Consider the following 21,224-nt stretch of genomic DNA (forward strand, 5'->3'; position numbering starts at 1 on the left):
AACCTTCGGGTTATTTTGCAAAACGCTAGACAGCTTCGCGGGCCAGGGCAAACAGATGCGTCGTTTGGGGGGCGGCTTGTGTCGGACTTGGCGCGCCGAACCCGGTTTTGCGCTGCCAATATGCGACCATGGATAATCTTCACAAACGCCCCGTGCAAGCCGACGCCGTTCTTGCAAGTCTGTCTGACATTCCCTTCCCCAGCGTTGACGCAGACCGGCCCGCCGCTTTGCTGATGCGATGCCCGGCGGCGGCGATAACACCGTTGCTAGATGCGCCGGGTTTGGCGCAAGCCGCCGGTGTCGGCCATGTCCACATCAAGGATGAACGCAATCGCATGGGGTTGGGCAGCTTCAAAGCGCTGGGCGCGGCCTATGTCATTGCCCGCGAGGCCGAAGACGGTGTTGCCCGTGGGCGTACATATGTCACCGCAAGTGCCGGCAATCACGGGCTGTCGGTGGCCGCAGGGGCGCAGGCGTTTGGCGCGCGGGCAGTGATCTATCTTGCCGATACCGTGCCTGAAGGATTTGCTGATCGCTTGCGCAGCTTTGGGGCAGACGTGATTCGCCAAGGCGCACTCTATGAAGATGCGATGGCAGGGGCCGCGCAGGCCGCTCGAGACAAGGGTTGGGCGCTGCTTTCGGACAGCTCATGGCCGGGCTATGTCGACCGGCCTCATACGCTGATGGAGGGCTATCTTGTCCTGATGCAAGAGGCCGTTGCGCAAATGCCTGCGCCGCCCACCCATATCTTTTTGCAAGCTGGCGTTGGCGGATTGGCCGCAGCTTGTGCCGCCTATGCGCGGCTCGCGTGGGGCGATGCGCCCCGCATCATCGTGGTCGAACCCGATGTCGCGCCTGCGCTGTATGCGTCGATCAAAGCAGGATCCGCGCAAGCAACCGAAGGCCCGGAATCGGCAATGGGGCGGCTTGATTGCAAGGAACCTTCGTTGATTGCGCTGAAAGGACTCGCGCGGGACGCCACGGATTTCATGCTGATCTCTGAGGCCGAAGGTGCCGCAGGCAGTGCGGCTTGTGCCGATGCGGGCTTTGCCACCACGCCGTCGGGCGCGGCCGGGGTTGCCGGGGTGCTCGCGGCACAAAACCACCGGGCTGATCTTGGCCTGTCCCTGGATGCACGCGTTCTGGTGATCCTGAGCGAGCAGGCTACGTGATGCAGCCGCCGCGTGGCTTTCCTGTGCAGGAGTTCCAGCGCCGGACCCGGGCGGCGCAGGCCTTGATGGCCCAACACGATCTGGCCGCGCTGCTGCTTACCACAGAGCCGGAAATCCGTTATTATACCGGGTTCCTGACCCGGTTCTGGGAAAGCCCGACGCGGCCCTGGTTTGCGATTGTCCCGGCGCAGGGCGATCCGATCGCGGTGATCCCGACGATCGGCGCGCACCTGATGGGCCAAAGCTGGATCACGGACATTCGAACATGGGCTGCGCCGGATTACACCGATGATGGCATCGGGCTTTTAACCGATGCCCTGTCCGAGGTTACGCCCCAAAAGGCGCGCATCGGCATTGCCGACCAGATGGAAAGCCATGTGCGCATGCCGCTGGCCGATCTGCGCCGTTTGGAGTCGGCATTGATGCCACGCAGGCTGGTCAGTGATGCGGCAATCACCCGCCGCTTGCGGCTTGTGAAATCTGACGCCGAGATCGACAAAATCTGCCACGCAGCCAACATTGCCAACCGCGCCTTTGATCGCGTGCCGGATCGGGTGTCCGCTGGCCTGCCGCTGTCCGAGGTGTTTCGCCGGTTCCAGATGCTATGCCTTGAACACGGCGCGGATTGGGTCCCCTATTTGGCCGGTGCTGCCGGTCAGGGCGGCTATGCCGACGTGATTTCCCCCGCGACCGATGCGCCGATTGCCAAAGGTGATGTCCTGATGCTCGACACCGGGCTTATGTGGGACGGATATTTTTGCGACTTCGACAGGAATTACAGCCTTGGTCCACCTACGCCAGAAGTCCAATCCGCTCATGCCCGCGTGATCGACGCCACGCAGGCCGCGCTGGACGCGGCAACACCCGGACGCACCATCGCCGATCTGTTCCACGCCATGAACCGCGTGGTGAACTCAGGCGGTGACGTGATGGAGGCGGGTCGTCTTGGGCACGGGTTGGGCCTACAACTTACCGAATGGCCGTCGATCATTCCGCAGGACCACACCGTGCTTGTGCCCGGCATGGTTCTGACGCTGGAACCGTCCGTGACAGTCAGCCCAGGGAAGATCCTTGTGCACGAAGAAAACATCGTGATCCGCGATGGCGCCCCAGAGGCGCTGTCAAATTTCCAGACACGCGACATGAGAGTGATCTGATGGCTTTGCCCTATACGTTTGAAACCGACCGCCCGACGCAAATCGGGCTGATTACGCTGCAAAGCGATGAAACCATCGAACGGGATTTTCGCACGCTTTTGCCTGTGGATGTGGAATGCCTTGTGTCGCGGGTGCCGTCCGGAACCACGGTGTCCCTGGACAGCCTGCGCGCGATGGAAAACAGTCTGACCGACGCGGCAAAGCTGTTGCCGCGTGGCGCGCAGATCGCGGCGGTGGGCTATGGTTGCACCTCGGCCAGCGCCGCCATCGGCGCGGCCCGTGTGGCAGAGTTGATCAGGGCAGGTGTGTCGACGCCGCATGTGTCGGACCCGCTGACCGCCTTGATCGCAGCCTGCAAAGCGGGCGGGATCACGCGGATCGGGTTGGTCAGCCCTTATGTGGCCTCGGTCAGCGACCGCCTGATCCAAGGGCTTGAGGTGTCTGACGTGTCGGTTGTGTCGTTCGGCAGCTTTGATGAACCGCAAGAGGATCGCGTTGTGCGCATTTCGCGCCAATCGGTCCGCGACGCCGCGATTCATGTGGGGCAGGGCGGCCCATGTGACGCGGTGTTTCTGTCCTGCACCAACCTACGCGCACTTGAGATCGTCTCAGAGGTCGAAGTGGTCCTGAACATCCCCGTCCTGACCAGCAATCAGGTGCTGGCGTGGCATCTGGGCCGATTGGCGGGGTTTTCGGGCACCAGTACCCCGAGCGGTCGCCTGTTCGCGTTCGACTGATCCGATCCCGCTGAACGCGATTTTCCGACAGTCGACACGTCCGAGATACTTGACGCCGGAACACCCATGACATACCTCGGGTATCGTTGAGCGGGCGTTGTGTAATGGTAAGACCTTAGCCTTCCAAGCTAATGACGCGGGTTCGATTCCCGCCGCCCGCTCCAAAATCCACGAATTTCCTGCACGGATGCGTAAAAACCTCCGATTTTGACGCGGCAAAACGGCCTGCACCTTTGGTTCACCTTGACCCACCCCATGTGCCCACGGTTTAAGAACTGCCAATCAGCACGTTAAGGTACCCATGGCCGACACTCAGACCCTGCCACCGGCGAAAAACGAAGAACGTCAAAAGTCCAAGCAGATTGGCTCTCTTCGCGCGTTGTGGCCCTTTATCCTGCCCTACCGCGCTTTGATGTTGGCCGCGCTGTTTGCCTTGTCGGCAACAGCGATGGTGTCCTTGGCGCTACCGATGGCGGTGCGCCGTGTGGTGGACAATTTCAACACCAAGGAAGATGCGCTGCTCAACCAGTATTTTGCAGCCGCCCTTGGCATCGCGGCACTGCTGGCGCTTGGCACCGCGTTGCGCTACGCGCTCGTGACCCGGTTGGGCGAACGGGTTGTGGCCGATATCCGCAAGGCCGTGTTTGACCGCGTGATCGGGCTCAGCCCCAGCTTTTTCGAAAAAGTGATGACCGGCGAAGTGCTGAGTCGCATCACCACCGACACCACGCTGATCCTCAGCGTGATTGGATCGTCCATTTCCATCGCCTTGCGCAATATCCTGATCTTCTTTGGCGGAATGGTCCTGATGCTGTTCACTTCTGCCAAGCTGACCGGGATGGTCCTGTTGATCGTGCCGATGGTCGTGGTTCCGATCTTGGTGCTGGGCCGCAAGATGCGTGTTCTGAGCCGTGAAAATCAGGACTGGATCGCCGCCTCTTCGGGCAGCGCGTCGGAATCCCTGTCGTCGGTGCAGACAGTGCAGGCCTTCACCCACGAAACCATTTCCCGCCGGGCGTTCTCGGATGTCACGGAAAAAAGTTTTGACGCCGCGCGCCGCCGGATTTGGACGCGTGCGCAAATGACGGCCATCGTGATTTTTCTGGTGTTCACCGGCATCGTCGGCGTGCTTTGGATCGGGGCGACGGATGTGCGTCAGGGCATGATGACGCCAGGTGCGTTGGTACAATTCGTGATCTACGCGGTCATGGTCGCGGGCTCAGTCGCCGCGTTGTCCGAAATATTTGGCGAATTGCAACGCGCGGCAGGGGCCACCGAACGTCTGGTCGAGCTGCTGCATTCCGAAGACACGGTCAACGATCCCGAAAACCCGGCAATGCTGTCCGAGCCCGTTCGGGGCGAAATCACCTTTGAGAATGTGGAATTCGCGTATCCGAGCAGGCCGGGAGTGGCCGCGCTTGACGGGATCAACCTGCGGATCGCCCCGGGCGAAACCGTGGCCGTTGTCGGACCAAGCGGGGCGGGGAAGACCACGATCATCCAGTTGATCCAACGTTTCTATGACCCGGATTCGGGCGCAATCTGCATCGACGGCACGCGGATCGACGCCCTGAACCGTGACGATTTTCGCAAGCATATCGCGCTGGTTCCGCAAGATCCGGTGATCTTTGCCGACACGGCGCGGGAAAACATCCGTTTTGGGCGTCCTGACGCCACCGATGCCGAGATCGAAGCCGCTGCCCAAGCCGCTGCCGCGCATGATTTCATCGCTGCGCTGCCTGAAGGCTACGACAGTTGGCTGGGCGAACGCGGTGTGATGCTGTCGGGTGGGCAAAAGCAACGGATCGCTATTGCCCGGGCCATCCTGCGCGATGCACCGATCCTGCTTTTGGACGAGGCGACAAGCGCGCTGGATGCCGAAAGTGAACGCGCGGTGCAGCGCGCCGTTGATGAGCTGTCGGTGGGGCGAACCACCGTGATCGTCGCGCATCGTCTGGCCACGGTGAAAAAGGCGGACCGGATCATCGTGATGGAGCAAGGCCGCATCGTCGCAACCGGCGCACATGACGCGCTTGTGTCGGAAGACGGGCTTTATGCGCGGCTTGCCCGGTTGCAGTTCACCGACGGCATCGCGGCAGAATAGTCGACTTTCCTTTATCTGGCGACGTTAGTGTCGGTTTTGGCTGTGACAGGCACAGACCTGTCGTATCAAGTTGGCTGTAAATTCGGCACAAGGAGCATGTCATGCAGGTTGGTTTTGTAGGGTTGGGCGCTGTTGGTGCCAAGCTGGCGGGAACGCTCGCGCGCAATGGCGTGAACGTTCATGTCTTTGATCTTGATCCCGACCGGATTGCGCTGCTCGTGGGTCAAGGGGCCACCGCCGGTGACAACCCCGCGCAATTGATGCGCGATTGCGACGTGGTGATCACGAGCCTGCCCAGCCCGGCTGCGTCGCAAGCGGTGCTGGACCAGCTTTTGCCCGAGATCGGACCGGGCAAGACATGGATCGAAATGTCCACCACAGATCCCGAAGCGATCAAGGTCCAGGCGGCGGCTGTCGCGGCCAAAGGCGGGCGGGCGGCGGATTGCCCGGTCTCGGGGGGATGCCACCGCGCGGCCACGGGCAATATCTCGATCTTTGCGGGATGTGATCGCGCCACCTTTGACGCGGTGCTGCCGATTCTGACATATATGGGCCGTCGCGTTCTGCACACGGGCGACGTGGGCAGCGCTTCTGTTCTCAAGGTGATGACCAACTATCTGGCCACTGTGCACCTGGCGAGCCTGTGCGAGGCGATGACCACGATGGCGGCACATGGCATTGACCTTGCCACCACATATGAGGCGATCAAAGCGTCTTCCGGCACTTCCTTTGTGCACGAAACCGAAAGCCAGTTGATCCTGTCTGGCAATCGCGATGTGGATTTCACGCTGGATCTTGTGCTCAAGGATATCGGCCTTTTCCAGTCGCTTGCCGATGCCAAGAACGTGCCGCTTGAACTGTCGCCCAAGCTGATCGAGATCGTCAAGGACGGGCAGGCGCGTTATGGTGATAAGGCCCAGTCGGACCGCTTGATCGAACGCCTTGAAGAGGCAACGGGTCTGTCTATCACCGCACCGGGCTTCCCGACCGAATTGATCGACGATGAACCCGAAGAACGTGGTCGGGAGGTCTCTAGACAGCACTCGTATTGATCCCGCAAATGCGCTATCGGCATGTCTGCATCACAGGAGAGACGCCATGCGCGACGAGGATATCATTGCAGAGGTAGACCCGCGCGGCCCACGCCGGGTGATCGGCATCACCATGCTGCTCGCATTGGGAGGGCTGGTCCTGTACCTGGCCTTTGTGCAGCCGCCCTCGAACCTCCTGTGGCACGCCTTTTTGATCGGGATGGGGTTGTTTGCGCTTTGGTTGGCGTTCCGTCTCCAAGAGGCCACCACCCGCAAGCTTTATCTGACCGAAACCGCGCTGACCGACAGCGATGGCAAGGTGCTTGCACGGATCGAAGATATTGCCACTGTCAATCGTGGTGCCTTTGCTATCAAACCATCCAACGGCTTTATGCTGACATTGAAAAACCCGGCCCCACGAGAGTGGCAGCCGGGTTTGTGGTGGCGCATTGGTCGCCGGGTTGCCGTGGGCGGGGTCACGCCGGGCGGGCAGGCCCGCCCAATGGCCGACATCATCGCGGTGATGCTGGCCCGGCGCGATGGCGACGCTTAGGACCCGTTACCGTTTCCATTGCCAACTTCGATGGCACCGCTGGGTGCATCATTGTCGCCATTGCCCCAACCGTTGCTTTGCCATGTGCGACCCGAGCCGTCATTGACACCTTCAAAGATCACTTGAGGCGCAAAGCGCGGACGGGTGAACGAGTAGGTCGAGATGTCAAAGGCGTCCAGACCGGCAAGGTGCAGCGTCGGTTCGTACCAGTCGCGGGATTCGACCACGATGGTCTGGTCGCCCCCGGACATGATTGGCAGGCGCGGCGTGTAGCGGCTCATGTCACCCTGCGTGAGGGGGCCCCAATCACCAACCGCGGTGGACCATACCATCTGGTAAGACCCGCTGCCCGACGTGGCACCAACAACGTACTGAACAACGGACACGCGCAGGTCCACGTCATCGCCTTCGGCTTGCGCAAGGTGGAACAACAGATTCCGCGCGTTATCGATATATGCGTCGTCCAGAACTTCAGTTTCACGCGAGATGATATCGCCGATCGTGTAGTTGGCCTTTTGGTTGATGGTCTGCTGGCGCATCACATCAAAGTATACCCAGCTTGCAGCAAAGATCACCAAGAGGGCAGGGAAGACGATCACCGCTTCAAGCGAAATGTCGCCTTTCTCGTCGCGGGTGAACCGCGAAACGAGGGTTTTGATACGAGCGTTCATTAGTAAGGCTCCTGTACAAAGGCCGCGAAGGACACGATAGCTGCGTAACCTTGGCCGTCTTTCGGCATGGCAGCGGCAACCGCACCCGCCGGGGTGATGGGCCGGTACTTGTAGCACGCACGCAGCATCATCAGTTCGTTCGCGCTACCGGCATCGAACTGCCGCAACGGGCGCACTGGCTGAGACGTGTCAACGCAATCGGCACCACGGGGCGGCTCGTTCCAGTTCCGCAGGCTCAGTGGGATCATTTCCAACCGCAGCATCTCGTTGCAGTCCGACAACAAGGTGGTGTTGTCGCAGATCATGCCCTTGAGCGTGTCGTGATCCAGGTTTTCACCTGTTCCAAGGCGCACTTCACGCACCGTCAGATCCAGTCCACGCTCAAGTTGCGTATGGCGAACAGACAAGGCGCCGATTTCCAGTCCCGCAATAATTACAGCGAGAAACAGGGGCAGCCAGAGAACGAAGGGGAGCAGAACGACCGATCCGCTTTCGTCCCGCAGAAACCTGCGGAGTTTTTTGCATTCAAGCCGCGTCATTGTGTCAACCTCAACTGGTTAATGGTCCGGGCAATCGCTTTGAATGCTTCGGAGATTTCGATGCCTTCCACCGGGAAGTAGTGAGCTGGCGAAGATGCGCAGTCCCGCATCGCAGCCTGACCCTGTGCCGGGGCTTCGAAGCCGATTGCAAAGACGGTGATATCCGCTTCACGGGCCTCATGGCAGATGTCAGCCAAACGCGCGTCCGCCTGGTTGCCATCGACAATCGGGACGTACGAATAATACGCGTTGTAATATTCGTTGTAGGATACGTACCCATCGAAATACGGCTGACGGAAGAACTTGTTACCAAAGGCGCGTGTGCCCCAGCGTGCAAAGACTTCGGCATTCGTCATGCGGCGGGCGCTGTTGCCACCGTCCGGCGTGTTGCGGTACTTCTGGTTGTTGCTGCTGTTCTCGAACCGCTCGCGGAAATAGACATCGTTGTTGGTGCCACCCCAATCGCGCACAAGATGCGAGAATCGATCATTGTTCGGGTTGTTGTCGTTCCGGTCGTCGATCCAGATATTCGACATACCGCCAATATATTCAGGTGCCAGATCGTACTGAGTTGTGTTCATTCCGTCGGTCATGACAACCGCGATCTTGAGCACGTCTTCCGCATCATAGGCTGCGGGACGACCGCTGGCTTCGGGCACAATGCGCCCTTCGGCGATCAGACCGTTCACAACTGGCTGCGCCGAGGGATCGAGCAGGGCAACACCCCATTTCATCCCAAGGTCGATCGCGGTGTTGCCACCGGCGTTCAGGCTTTGGATATGCGCCACGAGTTCCTGTTGGTCCGAACTGTGCGCGATGATCGCACCGTAATCGTCCGTCGGACACCACGGCGTCGGCGTGACGTTCGAATTCTCGTCAAGCGAGTTCGGGTCAAAGTTCGCCAGACGCTGAAGTGTCGCGTTCGGAGAGATACCACGGGTGTTGAACACGCTATTCGGGAAGATCACACAATTGGAATCGGTGTGCTCGTTGGACAGCGTGTAGTGATCCGCGACCACCGACCCGAGGTTCACCGTCGCATTATACGGGACGATGTTGATCGTGGTGAGGCCAGATTCGTTGTTGTTGATAACCGTCCCAACGAATTCGGACGCTGCGGCGCGCAGGTTCTCGATCTTCTGGTTCCAGCCCATAGACCCCGAAATGTCGAGCACGAGCGAAATCTCGATATTCGAAATCCGTTCTTCGGCAGCCGCAAGTCCGGTGGCCTGAAGATTGTCGATACCAATCAGCTGGAGAAAGTTGGTCGGGAAGATCCGCTGCGCTTCGGCGGTGACCGTGCGATAGTTCAGACCTTCATCAACCGAGATGTTCACCGTTGCCAGCGCATCTTCCAGATTCATCTTCGTCAGATAATCCTGAACGAGTACTGTTGGATCAATCTGCTGGTCAAGGTCGGCCGCCGCAAGTACGGCGCGGTCCAGCGTGTTTTGAAGTCGCGTGCGTTCTACTTCGGAATGGATCAGGTCGATTCCGATCCCGCCGTAAATCATCATAATCATCGCCCCGGTAATCGCCAGGACTGACATGTTGCCATCGGTTTCGCGGGTAAAACGGTAGGCTTTTGTTGCGGCGCTCGACCGCAACAGAGACTTTGTCCGCTTCCCGACCGGCACCCTTGGCAGAAGGTTGCTTAATCCGATCATTTGTTACCTCTTTCCCGCCCTTTCAGGACGGACTGACACCCCACTTAGATTTTGGGAGATGTGATGGCGAAAGACGGCAGGATTACGGCCTCAAATATGGAGAAAAAAAGGAGTGTATTGATATTTCATGATAATTCTGGAGTTTTCGGCCTCATTGACGCCTATGGTGAAACAGTAGGCCATTATTCGCCCCGTCTTGCAGGAAGGAACCGCGCCACAAACCCGTGCGAAATTAACCAAGCTGTCATAGGCTGGCAGATAATATGGGCAAAGAGCCTGTATCATCGGGAGGGACAGATGAGCACGATACCAGCCAACGAACCCACGTTTCGGGAATCCGTAGACCTTATGTTCAACCGCGCGGTGGCGTTGATGGACCTGCCGCCCGGTCTCGAAGAAAAGATCCGCGTCTGCAATGCGACATACACTGTGCGGTTTGGCGTTCGCCTGCGTGGTCAGATCAAAACGTTCACCGGCTACCGCTCGGTACATTCCGAACATATGGAGCCGGTCAAGGGGGGCATCCGCTTTGCGCCTTCGGTGCATCAGGACGAGGTTGAGGCGCTTGCCGCGCTCATGACGTTCAAATGCGCTCTGGTCGAAGCGCCTTTTGGTGGGTCCAAGGGCGGTTTGCGCATTGACCCGCGCGAATATGATGACCACGAAATGGAGCAGATCACCCGGCGCTTTGCGTATGAGTTGATCAAGCGCGACATGATCAACCCCGCCCAGAATGTGCCTGCCCCCGATATGGGGACAAGTGAACGGGAAATGGCGTGGATTGCCGATCAATACGCCCGGATGAACACCACCGATATCAACGCCCGCGCCTGTGTGACGGGCAAGCCGCTGAATGCGGGCGGTATCTCGGGCCGGGTCGAAGCGACGGGGCGGGGCGTACAATACGCGCTGCGTGAATTCTTCCGCCACTCAGACGACATCGCCGCTGCCGGGCTGACTGGCACGCTTGATGGCAAACGCGTGATCGTCCAGGGGCTGGGCAATGTCGGCTACCACGCGGCCAAGTTTCTGCGGGACGAAGACGGCTGCAAGATCACCGGCATCATCGAACGTGACGGCGCGCTTCACAATGAAGACGGCCTTGATGTTGATGCGGTTCGTAACTGGATCGTCAAACATGGCGGCGTGTCGGGATTTCCTGATGCGGTTCATACCGCCGAAGGGGCTGCGGTGCTTGAAGCAGAGTGCGACATCCTTATTCCGGCCGCGCTCGAAGGGGTCATCAACCTGACCAATGTGCAACGGATCAAGGCACCCTTGATCATCGAAGCGGCAAACGGGCCCATCACCGCGGGCGCAGACGATATCCTGCGTGCCAAAGGCACAGTTGTGATCCCCGATATGTACGCCAATGCGGGGGGGGTGACGGTGTCCTATTTCGAATGGGTCAAGAACCTCAGCCACATCCGCTTTGGCCGCATGCAGCGTCGGCAGGAAGAATCGCGTCACGAACTGATCGTGAAAGAGCTCGAACGCCTCAGCAGCCATCTGGGAGATCAATGGTCGATGACGCCGGATTTCAAATCGAAATACCTGCGTGGCGCGGATGAACTGGAGCTGGTGCGCTCGGGGCTCGATGACACGATGCGCATTGCCTACCAGTCCATGCGCGAGGTCTGGCACGGGCGCGACGATGTGCAGGACCTGCGCACTGCCGCCTACATCGTGTCCATTGGCAAAGTGGCGGCCAGCTACCGCGCCAAAGGTCTCTGACGGATGACAACAGACATGGGCTGGGTTAGGTGTGGCGAACCGATGACCCGGCCCATGTAACGAGGACACCCATGATCCGTACCACGCTTGCCACCACCGCCCTGATGATCAGCCTGACAGTTTCAGCATCCGCGCAGGACAAGGACGCCGAGTGCCGCAAGATCGGGAACATCGCCACCAACATAATGTCCGAACGTCAGAACGGCACCACTGCGCGCCGTGCCGAACGCCGTGTGGTTCGGGCCATTCCCAACAAATCTCAGAACGACGAGGTTCTGGCGGTGCAGTTGGTCGCGTGGATCTACAGCCTGCCAGAAGATCAACTGACACCAGAGGTCAGCACCATGCTCTATGAGACCTGCCTGTCACAATAGAACGGCCCGTTTGGGTTCCAAGGATGCATCGGCCCACTGGACTCTCGGCCGTCGAAACCCGATATTCTTGACATGAGCCTGCCACCCAATTTTCTGGATGAATTGCGCACCCGCATCAGCCTGACCCAAGTGGTCGGCCGCAAAGTGTTGTGGGACACCCGCAAGTCCAATCAGGCCAAGGGCGATATGTGGGCACCGTGCCCGTTCCATCAGGAAAAATCCGCAAGCTTCCACGTCGATGACCGCAAGGGCTATTATTACTGCTTTGGCTGTCAGGCCAAGGGCGACGCGATTTCCTTTGTCCGCGAATCCGAGAATGTGGGCTTTATGGAGGCCATTGAAATTCTCGCCGCCGAGGCCGGGATGCAGATGCCCGCACGCGACCCGCAGGCGCAGGAAAAGGCCGACCACCGCACCCAGCTGGTCGATGTCATGGAACAGGCCGTGCGCTTTTACCGTCTGCAATTGCGAAGCGGGGCCGGGTCTGCCGCACGCGACTACCTCACCCGTCGCGGGTTGGACGAGGCAACACAAGACACGTTCGGCATCGGCTTTGCGCCCCCCGGCTGGCAGACGCTTTGGGATCATTTGACAGGGCAGGGCGTCGCGCCCGAACAGATCATCGAGGCCGGTCTGGGCAAGCCGTCGCAAAAGGGCGGCACGCCCTATGACACCTTCCGCAACCGGATCATGTTCCCGATCCGCGATGCGCGCGGGCGGGCGATTGCCTTTGGTGGCCGCGCGATGGACCCGGATGACAACGCCAAATACCTCAACAGCCCCGAAACGCCGCTTTTTGACAAGAGCCGCACGCTCTACAACCAAGGCCCTGCGCGCGAGGCAGCTGGCAAAGGTCAGCCCCTGATCGTGGCCGAAGGCTACATGGATGTGATTGCGCTGGCCTCGGGCGGGTTCGGCGCGGCGGTGGCGCCTTTGGGCACGGCCGTCACGGAAGCGCAATTGCAGATGCTCTGGCGTATCACCGATGAACCGATCATGGCGCTGGATGGCGACAAGGCTGGGCTCAAGGCCGCGTATCGTGTCATCGACACCGCGCTACCGTTGCTGGAATCCGGCAAATCCCTGCGCTTTGTGCTGTTGCCCGAAGGCAAGGACCCGGATGATCTCATCCGTTCTGATGGCCGCGAGGCGATGCGAAGTCTGATCGTGGCAGCACAGCCCATGGTGCAACTGCTCTGGCGACGTGAAACCGAAGGTCGCGTATTCGACAGCCCCGAACGCAAGGCTGCCCTCGACAAGACCCTGCGCGAACGCATCCGCAGCATTCAGGATCCGTCCCTGCGCAGCCATTACGGCGAAGAGATCAAACGCTTGCGCTGGGATCTGTTCCGTCCGCCCGCCAAGCCCGGCAGGGGGCAATACCGCCGGTTCAATTCAGACGCGCCCAGCAAACCGTCCCAAGGCACGCGGTCCTCGATGCTTGTGTCGGGTGGGAAGGATGTGGAAAACCGTCTGCGCGAAGCCGTGATCCTTGCAGCATTGATCACGACCCCGGACTTGATTTCCCAATTTGAATCCCAGATTGAAGATATGGCCTGCACCGACTTGGATCATGCCGCGATCAAGGCGTGTCTTTTGCGTCACGCTGGGGCTCCGTCGGATATCGTAAGGGCAGCAGTCGATTCAGCTGTTGGAGAGGACGCCCTTGAAAAGCTTTGCCGCGCACGCCATGTCGCCATAACACCGTGCCTGCGCAATCCCGGCGACCTCGAACTGACCCGCCTGACAATCACCGAAGAATTGGCAAAACTGGGGTCGGGAATTGGGCTGGTGGCGGAAATTGCCGAAGCATCGGAAGACCTTTATGGTGCAGCGGATGAAACGCTCACATGGCGGTTAAGCCAGGCCGCAGCGGCACGGCAAACTGCGCAGCGGGCGCAGTCCGAAGACAAGGCTGAATACGATCTTGGTCCCAACGGGGCCCCGATCAACCGAGAAGAACGCAGCGCATTTGCCGCTTTGATGGAAACCATTCGCTTCGATAAACCCCGGAGCTAACGGTGTTTTGCTAAGGAAAGCGTAAACGAAAAAGGGTAAACGGGTGTGCGAATCACTAATTCGCGCTAATGATTCGGGTCAATCGAATCGCCCCGACTCGACAGGAGCATCCATGGCCGCCAAAGATAACGACGACGCCAAGACCGAAGACCGCGATGACGATGTAAGCCTCGATATGAGCCAAGCTGCGGTCAAAAAGATGATCGCCGAGGCGCGCGAACGCGGCTACATCACGTACGACCAGCTGAACGAAGTGCTGCCCCCTGATCAGGTCAGTTCCGACCAGATCGAAGACGTCATGTCGATGCTGTCGGAAATGGGCATTCAGGTCACCGAAGAAGACGAAGAGGCAGATGACGACGACAAGGGCGCAACAGACCTTGTCCAAACGTCCAAGCCTGGTGAGATCACGCTGTCTTCCGGTACCTCCGAAAAGCTGGACCGCACCGACGATCCGGTGCGCATGTACCTGCGCGAGATGGGCAGCGTTGAACTGCTGAGCCGTGAAGGCGAAATCGCGATTGCGAAACGGATTGAAGCCGGGCGCAACACGATGATCCTTGGGTTGTGTGAAAGCCCTCTGACCTTTCAGGCAATCACCATCTGGCGCGAAGAACTTCTGAGCGAAGACATCCTTTTGCGCGACGTGATCGACCTTGAGACCACCTTTGGCGACCAGATGGGCGACGAAGTAGATGTGGCCTCACCCGTGGTCGCCGGTGGCGATGGGTCGGAGAAAACATCCGACGACTCGCAGGTTCTGGATGCCGATGGCAATCCCATCAGCAGCGATGACGACGACGACGAAGACGAACAGGCGAATATGTCGCTTGCCGCAATGGAGGCCGCGCTCAAGCCGCGCGTGCTCGAAACGTTGGACCGCATTGCGCAGGACTACGAAGAACTGGCCAGCATGCAGGACAACCGCATCTCGGCCACGCTGAACGAAGACGGATCGTTCAGCAAAGGTGATGAAGAACGCTACCAGAAACTCCGCTCAGAAATCGTGGTTCTGGTGAACGAGTTGCACCTGCACAACAACCGGATCGAAGCGCTGATTGACCAGCTTTACGGCATCAACAAGCGCATTATGTCCATCGATAGCGCGATGGTGAAGCTGGCTGATCAGGCCCGCATCAACCGCCGCGAATTTGTTGATGCCTATCGTGGCCGCGAACTGGACCCGAACTGGCTTGAAGAGATGGGCGAAAAAGCTGGCCGCGGCTGGCAGATGTTCATCGAACGCTCTTTGCCCAAGGCAGAAGAACTGCGCGCCGACATGGCGCAGGTTGGTCAGTATGTCGGCCTTGATATCAGCGAATTCCGCCGGATCGTGCAGCAGGTCCAAAAAGGCGAAAAAGAAGCGCGTCAGGCGAAAAAGGAAATGGTCGAAGCCAACCTGCGCCTCGTGATCTCAATCGCCAAGAAATACACAAACCGTGGTTTGCAGTTTCTTGACCTCATTCAGGAAGGCAATATCGGCCTGATGAAGGCTGTAGATAAATTCGAATACCGCCGCGGTTATAAATTCTCGACCTACGCGACATGGTGGATTCGTCAGGCGATCACGCGGAGTATCGCGGATCAGGCGCGCACCATCCGTATTCCGGTGCACATGATCGAAACGATCAACAAGCTTGTCCGCACCGGCCGCCAGATGCTGCACGAAATCGGCCGCGAACCAACTCCCGAGGAATTGGCAGAGAAGCTGCAAATGCCTTTGGAAAAGGTTCGCAAGGTGATGAAGATCGCCAAGGAGCCGATTTCGCTCGAAACGCCTATCGGCGACGAAGAAGACAGCCAGCTTGGCGATTTCATCGAGGACAAGAACGCCGTTCTGCCCTTGGACAGCGCCATTCAGGAAAACCTCAAGGAAACCACCACGCGGGTTCTGTCCTCGCTCACACCGCGCGAAGAACGGGTACTGCGGATGCGGTTTGGCATCGGTATGAACACCGATCACACGCTGGAAGAGGTCGGCCAACAATTCAGCGTGACGCGCGAACGTATCCGTCAGATCGAAGCAAAGGCGCTGCGCAAGCTCAAGCACCCTTCGCGCAGCCGCAAATTGCGGTCGTTCCTGGATCAGTAAGCGATGTCGTTTCTGAAAAAACTCTTTGGTGGGGGCGGGTCTGCAAAGACACCGCCCTCAATGCCGTCTGAGACGCATAATGGCTTTACGATCACCGCTGCGCCGGTCAACGATGGCGGCACATGGCGCATCGGGGCGCGGATCGAGAAAGAGATCGACGGCGAGGTCAAATCGCATTTCATGATGCGCGCCGATACGCTGCAAAGCTTTGACGATGCGGCCAAAGCCTCGGTCGATAAGGCTCGTATGCTGGTAGACCAGCAGGGTGACAGGATCTTTACCTGACGCGCTCTGCGTGATCCGGCTAGGGGCATCGCGTCTATAGCGTTCCAAAGCCCCAAGGCACCCTTTATACACCCGCGGGGGGGCGGGGGGGGGGCGCATTTGGCCTGATCGCCTTGGAATGTGGCTGCCACACCACCACACCTTGCGGGGCAAAATCCGGGCTACCCAAAACCTCGCGGCTGACCTATAGTACCTGTGGATAAGTGGGGAAAACCCACAGTCTGAGGCAGAGACGAACATGAGGGGAACGGCCAATGCGCTGCCCGTTTTGCGGAAATATAGACACACAGGTCAAGGACAGCCGTCCGGCAGAGGATCATGTCGCCATTCGGCGCAGACGCTTCTGCCCGGCATGCGGGGGTCGTTTCACCACCTATGAACGCGTTCAGTTGCGTGATCTTGTGGTGATCAAAACAAACGGTCGACGCGAAGATTTCGACCGCGACAAGCTGGAACGCTCTATTCGGATGGCGATGCAGAAACGCCCGATTGATCCGGAACGGATTGACCAGATGATTTCGGGTATCGTGCGACGGCTGGAAAGCATGGGTGAAACCGATGTTGCCTCCAAGCAGATCGGCGAAATCGTGATGGAAACACTGGCCCGGATCGACACCGTTGCCTATGTGCGTTTTGCGAGCGTTTACAAAAACTTCCAGGAAGCCGACGATTTCGACAAGTTTGTCAGCGAATTGCGCCCGTCCGAAAAAGACAAACCCAAAACCGAAGAGTGATCCTGCCGTATGCGCCCGGATGACGCGTACCATATGGACCGGGCATTGGAACTGGGCCGTCGCGGGTTGGGCAACACTTGGCCCAACCCGGCGGTCGGCTGTGTCATTGTGCAGGGCGGCCGCGTTGTTGGTGAAGGCTGGACCCAACCCGGCGGTCGCCCCCATGCCGAGACCGAGGCACTGGGCAATGCCGGGATGCTCGCCCGTGGCGCCACCGCCTATGTCACGCTGGAGCCGTGCGCCCATCAGGGCCAAACACCGCCCTGCGTGGATGCACTGATTGCGGCAGGCATTGCCCGCGTCGTGGCTCCGTTTGCCGACACCGACCCCCGCGTTTCGGGGCAGGGGTTTGACCGCCTGCGCGCGGCTGGGATCGAGGTGGTCACAGGCGTCGGTGCGGATGCGGCCGCCGAGGATCACGCCGGGTTCTTCTGTCGCGTGGCGCAGGGTCGCCCCCGTCTGACGCTGAAGCTTGCCACCAGCCTAGATGGTCGGATCGCCACGGCCAGCGGCGACAGTCAATGGATCACCGGCCCGGACACCCGGTCTTTCGTGCACAGCCTGCGCGCCTGTCATGATGCGGTGATGGTCGGGGCAGGAACAGTGCGCGCGGATGATCCCCTGCTTACCGTGCGCGGCATCGACGTGCCACAACAGCCGGTCAGGATCGTGGTGTCCCGCAGGCTCGACCTGCCGCTGGACAGCACCCTTTCCCGCACGCTGGATATCGCGCCGGTGTGGCTGTGCCACGGTGATGATGCCCCAGAAGATGCGCGACAGGCATGGACGCAGCGCGGCGCGACACTGATTCGTGTCCCTCTGGACGGACGACAAGTCGACATCGGCGCGCTCATGCAGGCCTTGGGCACAGCGGGACTGACACGGGTGTTCTGCGAAGGTGGCGGCGACCTTGCGGCAAGCCTGCTGTCGGCGGACGTTGTGGACCGGCTCGACCTGCATATGGGCGGTGTGGTGATCGGGGCCGAAGGGCGCCCTGCCTTGGGCGCTTTGGGACTCGACCGTCTTGCCGATGCGCCGCGATTTGCGCTGACCTCAGTACGCAAAAGCGGCGACGACGTGGTGCAAAGCTGGACCCGTCAGCGCCGCCAAAGCCACGCATAACTGGCCATTACACCCTGGGCTTTGGCCAGCACGCGCAAGGATTTGGACACGGGCACATCACCATTCCGCAACCGCTCTAACGCCACCTCGACCGGACAGGCCTGTCCCGTCACCGGGTCGACATAGCGTGGGTATCCAATCAACGCGGCATGCACCAACCCCTCAAGGCCAACGATCTTGCCACGACGCGCGGGCACCGGACACAGATCTGTGGTCAAACCCCACCCCGCATAAAACGGCAGGCCCAGAACTGTCACCGGCACGTTGCGCAACAGCGCTTCAAACCCGGTCAGGGATGTCATTGTCCACACCGCATCCACGTGTTCCAGCAGCGCGGCCATCGGCATGTCGGTCACCACCTGATCAGCCCAGCGATCGGCCCGGTCCACCGCACCCGGGCGCAACCCGGCTGCGACATCGGGATGCGGTTTGTATAGGATATACGCATCCGCATTGATGTTGCGCACCCGCTGCAACAACGCGGCATTTGTCGTGATTTCGGGGCTGCCCAAAACCACGGACGCATCGTCCTCAACCTGTCCGGGCACCAGCAGAACAGGACGGCCATCTGGGGTCGTCAAGCGTTCTGCGCTGTGTCCGGTGGCGTATTTGGTCACCCCGTCTGCGATGATCCGGTCGATCACCTTGCGTGCGCGGCGCAGCGCATGATCGGGCAGGCCAGTGCTGTCCGTGATCAACTGCTCAAGGCGCGACGGGCGGGTCGGGTCGAAATAGATGCCAAGATCGTCGAGCACCAAAGACAGCGGCGGCACCAGCTCTGCGCCAAGCCCGTGTGACCGGATGAACCCGTCCTCGACGCACCATTCCCCATCGCGCGTCGCAGTCCCCCAGGCCATGACCCGCGGCGCGGCGTTGGTGGGCATTTTGTCAAAGCGCATCGGGATCTGCCCGCCGAACATCGCCTGCATATGTGGCCGTTTCCAAAGTCGGATGTTGCGCCCAACCCAGCCCTGTCGATCCTCGCGCCATGCGCGCCGCGTTGCCTCAAGCGTGCTCACCGTGCGTTCCAGATCGCACAGTCGGTCCGTGTAGGGGTCGTACCACACCGGATAGCGCATCATGGACCCGGCAAAGAGCTGCGCCCGCGTAAGGGTGCGCTGGCGGCGGATCAACGGGTGTTCGTCCTCGCTGAGTCCCCAACCCGCGTAGAACGGCGTGCCAAAGACCCGTGGTTTGTGCCCGGCCAAAATCGCCTCGAACCCCATTTGCGAAGACAGCGTATAGACCGCAATCGCCCCTTCAAGCAGGTCCATCGGCGCATGATCGCCGTCCAGAAACGCAACCCGCCCCTGCGCCTGATCTGCGGTGTAATGCCCGGGGCGTTGGCTTGCGCGCGTTTCGGGATGTGACCGGATCAGGATGCGCTGGCCGGGATGTTCGGTTTGCGCGTAATACAGCATCTCGGCGAAGCGCGCGCGTGCCATGTCCGGTCCCGGCACAGAGGCAAGCACCGACGCATCGCCTTCGACCTGATCCACCACAAGCACATAGCCCGGCGCAGGCAGGTCTGCGTCCGCACCATGCGCGCTGTATTTCGACAGCCGTCCGTCGCAAATCCGCGCCATCAGGTCCCGCGCCTGAGTCAAAAGCGCCGTGTCGTCCAACCGATCTTCAATCAGCAGCGTTTCAAGATCCGAAGGTCTGGAGGCATCAAAATGCAGGCCCGTCCGGTCCAACAACAGTCCCAATGGCGGCTCGCGGTCGACCCGCCCTGGATGCAGCGACCGCAGGAACGCATCTTCGACCCGCAGCACCGGCGCATCGCGCCCTTCGGCCACGGCAAGCCCACGTTTTGCGCTGGGGGCAGCCCCCCAGACACCAACCCAATCGTCACCCGACGGCCGCCCGATGGACACTGACCACCCGGCAAGCAGCAAGATGCGTTTGATCCGTTCCTGTGTCAGAAATCCCGTATTGTAGACGCACAAACGTCGGGGAATCTGATCCCCGGCGTTTGACTGGCTCTGTGAAAGAGGCATGTAGCGCCTACTGCGTTGCGGTTCCGCCGGTGGCCGCGTTTGTCAGGTTCTGCGCTCCGCCCAGCGTGCCGGTGATCGACGCAATCGTGCGGTTCCACTGAACAATCGGGGCTTCTGTGACATAAATCAGATCGCCATCCCGGATCAGCAAATCGCGTGCCGTAAACAGGCCATTTGGCTCTGTCAGGTCTGTCACGTAGATCATCCGCTGCGCGCCCACGAGGTCGGACCGCCCAAGCACCGCATTGGCGATTTCAGCCGGCTCGTTGCGGAACACGAACACGCCGGTCGGATCGGCGGTCGAGGCGCTCAGACCGCCCAATTGTGCCAGCGCTTCGACCAGCGACAGGGTGCGCGTGTCAAAGGTCATGCGCGTCTGTGATCCCGCTGCACCCAGCGCTGTAAACGAGCGTTGATCGGCTTCGATCAGAATACGGTCGCCGTCGCGTAGCGCGATGTCGAGCTCGGGGTGGTTGTAGAGGTCTTGCATCCAGATGGTTTCGCTATGGTTGCCCCGGCTCAGCGTGATCTGTGCAATTTCGGGCGATGTGCCAACACCACCCGCGCTGGCCAGCATAGAGGCAAGCGTGCGCGTGGGCCGCGCGATCGGGAACACGCCCTGCGTTCCGGCAGAGCCGAGGATCGACACGGTCGCCCCGTCGCCAGCCGTGCGGCGCACCTGCACCTGCGGATCGGGTGTCTGGTCTTCGAGCTTTTGCGTGATGATCCGGCGGATCGCCTCGGGTGTGTTGCCCGCAGCTTTGATCCGTCCCGCGTAGGGCACAAAGATAAAGCCCGATCCGTCAACCTGAACGCTTTCGAGCGTGGTCGCGTTTGACGCTTCGCCGGCCAAAAGCCCGTCATCCACGTTTTCCCAGATCGTCAAGCCCAATGTATCGCCCGGACGTATGATGTCAGCGCTTTGGACGCTGGCGTTCTTGAGCCTGTCGGAAAATCCAAGCGCCGGAACAACTGCCGTCGCGCGGGTGACACGGTCATTGACCGCCACCACAAAGGCATCGCCCTCGCGCTGGACAGAGCCCGCGAAAATCTGGTTTTTGGTAGGTCCAACGCCGGGAAGCCCGCACGACGCCATGAAAGATGCCGATAGCACCACAGCGATGGGACGCGCCCACCGGAATTTCGAACTGAACACTGCTCGGTCTCCTCGACCAGTTAACGACTGCCTCGGTTTATATTTTTTATTTAAGTTACCGGAATCCAGTCAGTTTG

18 protein-coding genes and 1 tRNA gene are annotated in these 21,224 nt (G+C 60.0%); 14 read left to right on the plus strand and 5 right to left on the minus strand.

Features of this window, described 5'->3' with window-relative positions:
• Positions 1-128 precede the first annotated feature (128 nt).
• The 7 genes from ACSHXH_RS01155 (at position 129) to ACSHXH_RS01185 (ending at position 6,754) form a co-directional block, all read left to right on the plus strand.
• Positions 129-1,172, plus strand: coding sequence for a pyridoxal-phosphate dependent enzyme (locus ACSHXH_RS01155; RefSeq protein WP_435669913.1), 1,044 nt, complete (start codon positions 129-131; stop codon positions 1,170-1,172).
• The gene (locus tag ACSHXH_RS01160; protein WP_435669914.1) at positions 1,172-2,329 is read left to right on the plus strand and encodes a M24 family metallopeptidase; all 1,158 of its coding nucleotides are present in this window, start codon (positions 1,172-1,174) and stop codon (positions 2,327-2,329) included. The genes ACSHXH_RS01155 and ACSHXH_RS01160 overlap by 1 nt, the downstream gene beginning before the upstream one ends.
• Entirely contained in the window at positions 2,329-3,066 is a 738-nt protein-coding gene (locus ACSHXH_RS01165; RefSeq protein WP_435669915.1) for a maleate cis-trans isomerase family protein, read from the plus strand. Before ACSHXH_RS01160 ends, ACSHXH_RS01165 begins: the two co-directional genes overlap by 1 nt.
• Positions 3,067-3,156: 90 nt before the next feature.
• Positions 3,157-3,230 (plus strand) — tRNA-Gly (locus tag ACSHXH_RS01170).
• A gap of 137 nt (positions 3,231-3,367) precedes the next feature.
• A complete protein-coding gene (locus ACSHXH_RS01175) occupies positions 3,368-5,170 on the plus strand; it encodes an ABC transporter transmembrane domain-containing protein (protein ID WP_435669916.1) in 1,803 nt (600 codons plus the stop codon).
• Between the two features lie 101 nt (positions 5,171-5,271).
• Positions 5,272-6,222 carry an NAD(P)-dependent oxidoreductase gene (locus ACSHXH_RS01180; protein ID WP_435669917.1) on the plus strand — a complete coding sequence of 317 codons (951 nt, stop codon included), beginning with the start codon at positions 5,272-5,274 and terminating at the stop codon, positions 6,220-6,222.
• Between the two features lie 46 nt (positions 6,223-6,268).
• On the plus strand, positions 6,269-6,754 hold the full coding sequence (locus tag ACSHXH_RS01185; RefSeq protein WP_435669918.1) for a hypothetical protein: 486 nt from the start codon (positions 6,269-6,271) through the stop codon (positions 6,752-6,754).
• On the opposite strand, the gene ACSHXH_RS01190 is transcribed toward ACSHXH_RS01185, so the two are convergent.
• The 3 genes from ACSHXH_RS01190 to ACSHXH_RS01200 are packed head-to-tail and all read right to left on the minus strand — an operon-like array spanning position 6,751 to position 9,631.
• Positions 6,751-7,425, minus strand: coding sequence for a TadE/TadG family type IV pilus assembly protein (locus ACSHXH_RS01190; RefSeq protein WP_435669919.1), 675 nt, complete (start codon positions 7,423-7,425; stop codon positions 6,751-6,753). The two genes, ACSHXH_RS01185 and ACSHXH_RS01190, sit on opposite strands and share 4 nt — an antisense overlap.
• Positions 7,425-7,964, minus strand: a complete 540-nt coding sequence (locus ACSHXH_RS01195) for a TadE/TadG family type IV pilus assembly protein (RefSeq protein ID WP_435669920.1) — start codon at positions 7,962-7,964, stop codon at positions 7,425-7,427. The genes ACSHXH_RS01190 and ACSHXH_RS01195 overlap by 1 nt, the downstream gene beginning before the upstream one ends.
• The gene (locus ACSHXH_RS01200; RefSeq protein ID WP_435669921.1) at positions 7,961-9,631 is read right to left on the minus strand and encodes a pilus assembly protein TadG-related protein; all 1,671 of its coding nucleotides are present in this window, start codon (positions 9,629-9,631) and stop codon (positions 7,961-7,963) included. The genes ACSHXH_RS01195 and ACSHXH_RS01200 overlap by 4 nt, the downstream gene beginning before the upstream one ends.
• A 297-nt stretch (positions 9,632-9,928) precedes the next feature.
• Between ACSHXH_RS01200 and ACSHXH_RS01205 the strand changes: the two genes are divergently transcribed.
• The 7 genes from ACSHXH_RS01205 to ribD all read left to right on the plus strand — a co-directional run bounded on the left by ACSHXH_RS01205 (position 9,929) and on the right by ribD (position 17,991).
• On the plus strand, positions 9,929-11,365 hold the full coding sequence (locus ACSHXH_RS01205) for a Glu/Leu/Phe/Val family dehydrogenase (RefSeq protein WP_435669922.1): 1,437 nt from the start codon (positions 9,929-9,931) through the stop codon (positions 11,363-11,365).
• Between the two features lie 71 nt (positions 11,366-11,436).
• Entirely contained in the window at positions 11,437-11,739 is a 303-nt protein-coding gene (locus ACSHXH_RS01210; RefSeq protein WP_435669923.1) for a hypothetical protein, read from the plus strand.
• Positions 11,740-11,811: 72 nt separating this feature from the next.
• On the plus strand, positions 11,812-13,758 hold the full coding sequence (gene dnaG / locus ACSHXH_RS01215; RefSeq protein ID WP_435669924.1) for a DNA primase: 1,947 nt from the start codon (positions 11,812-11,814) through the stop codon (positions 13,756-13,758).
• Positions 13,759-13,870: 112 nt separating this feature from the next.
• Entirely contained in the window at positions 13,871-15,850 is a 1,980-nt protein-coding gene (rpoD, locus tag ACSHXH_RS01220; RefSeq protein ID WP_435669925.1) for an RNA polymerase sigma factor RpoD, read from the plus strand.
• 3 nt (positions 15,851-15,853) lie between these two features.
• On the plus strand, positions 15,854-16,135 hold the full coding sequence (locus ACSHXH_RS01225; protein WP_435669926.1) for an HlyU family transcriptional regulator: 282 nt from the start codon (positions 15,854-15,856) through the stop codon (positions 16,133-16,135).
• A gap of 254 nt (positions 16,136-16,389) precedes the next feature.
• Positions 16,390-16,869, plus strand: a complete 480-nt coding sequence (gene nrdR, locus ACSHXH_RS01230; RefSeq protein ID WP_435669927.1) for a transcriptional regulator NrdR — start codon at positions 16,390-16,392, stop codon at positions 16,867-16,869.
• 9 nt (positions 16,870-16,878) lie between these two features.
• A complete protein-coding gene (gene ribD, locus ACSHXH_RS01235) occupies positions 16,879-17,991 on the plus strand; it encodes a bifunctional diaminohydroxyphosphoribosylaminopyrimidine deaminase/5-amino-6-(5-phosphoribosylamino)uracil reductase RibD (protein ID WP_435669928.1) in 1,113 nt (370 codons plus the stop codon).
• Here the strand turns inward: ribD and ACSHXH_RS01240 are convergent.
• Positions 17,967-19,991, minus strand: a complete 2,025-nt coding sequence (locus ACSHXH_RS01240; protein WP_435669929.1) for a capsular polysaccharide biosynthesis protein — start codon at positions 19,989-19,991, stop codon at positions 17,967-17,969. The genes ribD and ACSHXH_RS01240 overlap by 25 nt on opposite strands.
• Before the next feature lie 7 nt (positions 19,992-19,998).
• Positions 19,999-21,087 (minus strand): polysaccharide biosynthesis/export family protein, encoded by a 1,089-nt coding sequence (locus ACSHXH_RS01245; protein WP_435670176.1) that lies wholly within the window; start codon positions 21,085-21,087, stop codon positions 19,999-20,001.
• Between the last annotated feature and the right edge of the window lie 137 nt (positions 21,088-21,224).

Source organism: Marivita sp. (assembly GCF_051251565.1).
In the GTDB taxonomy this organism is placed as follows: Bacteria; Pseudomonadota; Alphaproteobacteria; order Rhodobacterales; family Rhodobacteraceae; genus Marivita.

Coding starts and splice junctions, on each gene's coding strand:
- ACSHXH_RS01155 (WP_435669913.1), top strand. CDS start 129: ATGGATAATCTTCACAAACGCCCCGTGCAAGCCGACGCCGTTCTTGCA.
- ACSHXH_RS01160 (WP_435669914.1), top strand. CDS start 1,172: ATGCAGCCGCCGCGTGGCTTTCCTGTGCAGGAGTTCCAGCGCCGGACC.
- ACSHXH_RS01165 (WP_435669915.1), top strand. CDS start 2,329: ATGGCTTTGCCCTATACGTTTGAAACCGACCGCCCGACGCAAATCGGG.
- ACSHXH_RS01175 (WP_435669916.1), top strand. CDS start 3,368: ATGGCCGACACTCAGACCCTGCCACCGGCGAAAAACGAAGAACGTCAA.
- ACSHXH_RS01180 (WP_435669917.1), top strand. CDS start 5,272: ATGCAGGTTGGTTTTGTAGGGTTGGGCGCTGTTGGTGCCAAGCTGGCG.
- ACSHXH_RS01185 (WP_435669918.1), top strand. CDS start 6,269: ATGCGCGACGAGGATATCATTGCAGAGGTAGACCCGCGCGGCCCACGC.
- ACSHXH_RS01190 (WP_435669919.1), bottom strand. CDS start 7,425: ATGAACGCTCGTATCAAAACCCTCGTTTCGCGGTTCACCCGCGACGAG.
- ACSHXH_RS01195 (WP_435669920.1), bottom strand. CDS start 7,964: ATGACGCGGCTTGAATGCAAAAAACTCCGCAGGTTTCTGCGGGACGAA.
- ACSHXH_RS01200 (WP_435669921.1), bottom strand. CDS start 9,631: ATGATCGGATTAAGCAACCTTCTGCCAAGGGTGCCGGTCGGGAAGCGG.
- ACSHXH_RS01205 (WP_435669922.1), top strand. CDS start 9,929: ATGAGCACGATACCAGCCAACGAACCCACGTTTCGGGAATCCGTAGAC.
- ACSHXH_RS01210 (WP_435669923.1), top strand. CDS start 11,437: ATGATCCGTACCACGCTTGCCACCACCGCCCTGATGATCAGCCTGACA.
- dnaG (WP_435669924.1), top strand. CDS start 11,812: ATGAGCCTGCCACCCAATTTTCTGGATGAATTGCGCACCCGCATCAGC.
- rpoD (WP_435669925.1), top strand. CDS start 13,871: ATGGCCGCCAAAGATAACGACGACGCCAAGACCGAAGACCGCGATGAC.
- ACSHXH_RS01225 (WP_435669926.1), top strand. CDS start 15,854: ATGTCGTTTCTGAAAAAACTCTTTGGTGGGGGCGGGTCTGCAAAGACA.
- nrdR (WP_435669927.1), top strand. CDS start 16,390: ATGCGCTGCCCGTTTTGCGGAAATATAGACACACAGGTCAAGGACAGC.
- ribD (WP_435669928.1), top strand. CDS start 16,879: ATGCGCCCGGATGACGCGTACCATATGGACCGGGCATTGGAACTGGGC.
- ACSHXH_RS01240 (WP_435669929.1), bottom strand. CDS start 19,991: ATGCCTCTTTCACAGAGCCAGTCAAACGCCGGGGATCAGATTCCCCGA.
- ACSHXH_RS01245 (WP_435670176.1), bottom strand. CDS start 21,087: ATGGCGTCGTGCGGGCTTCCCGGCGTTGGACCTACCAAAAACCAGATT.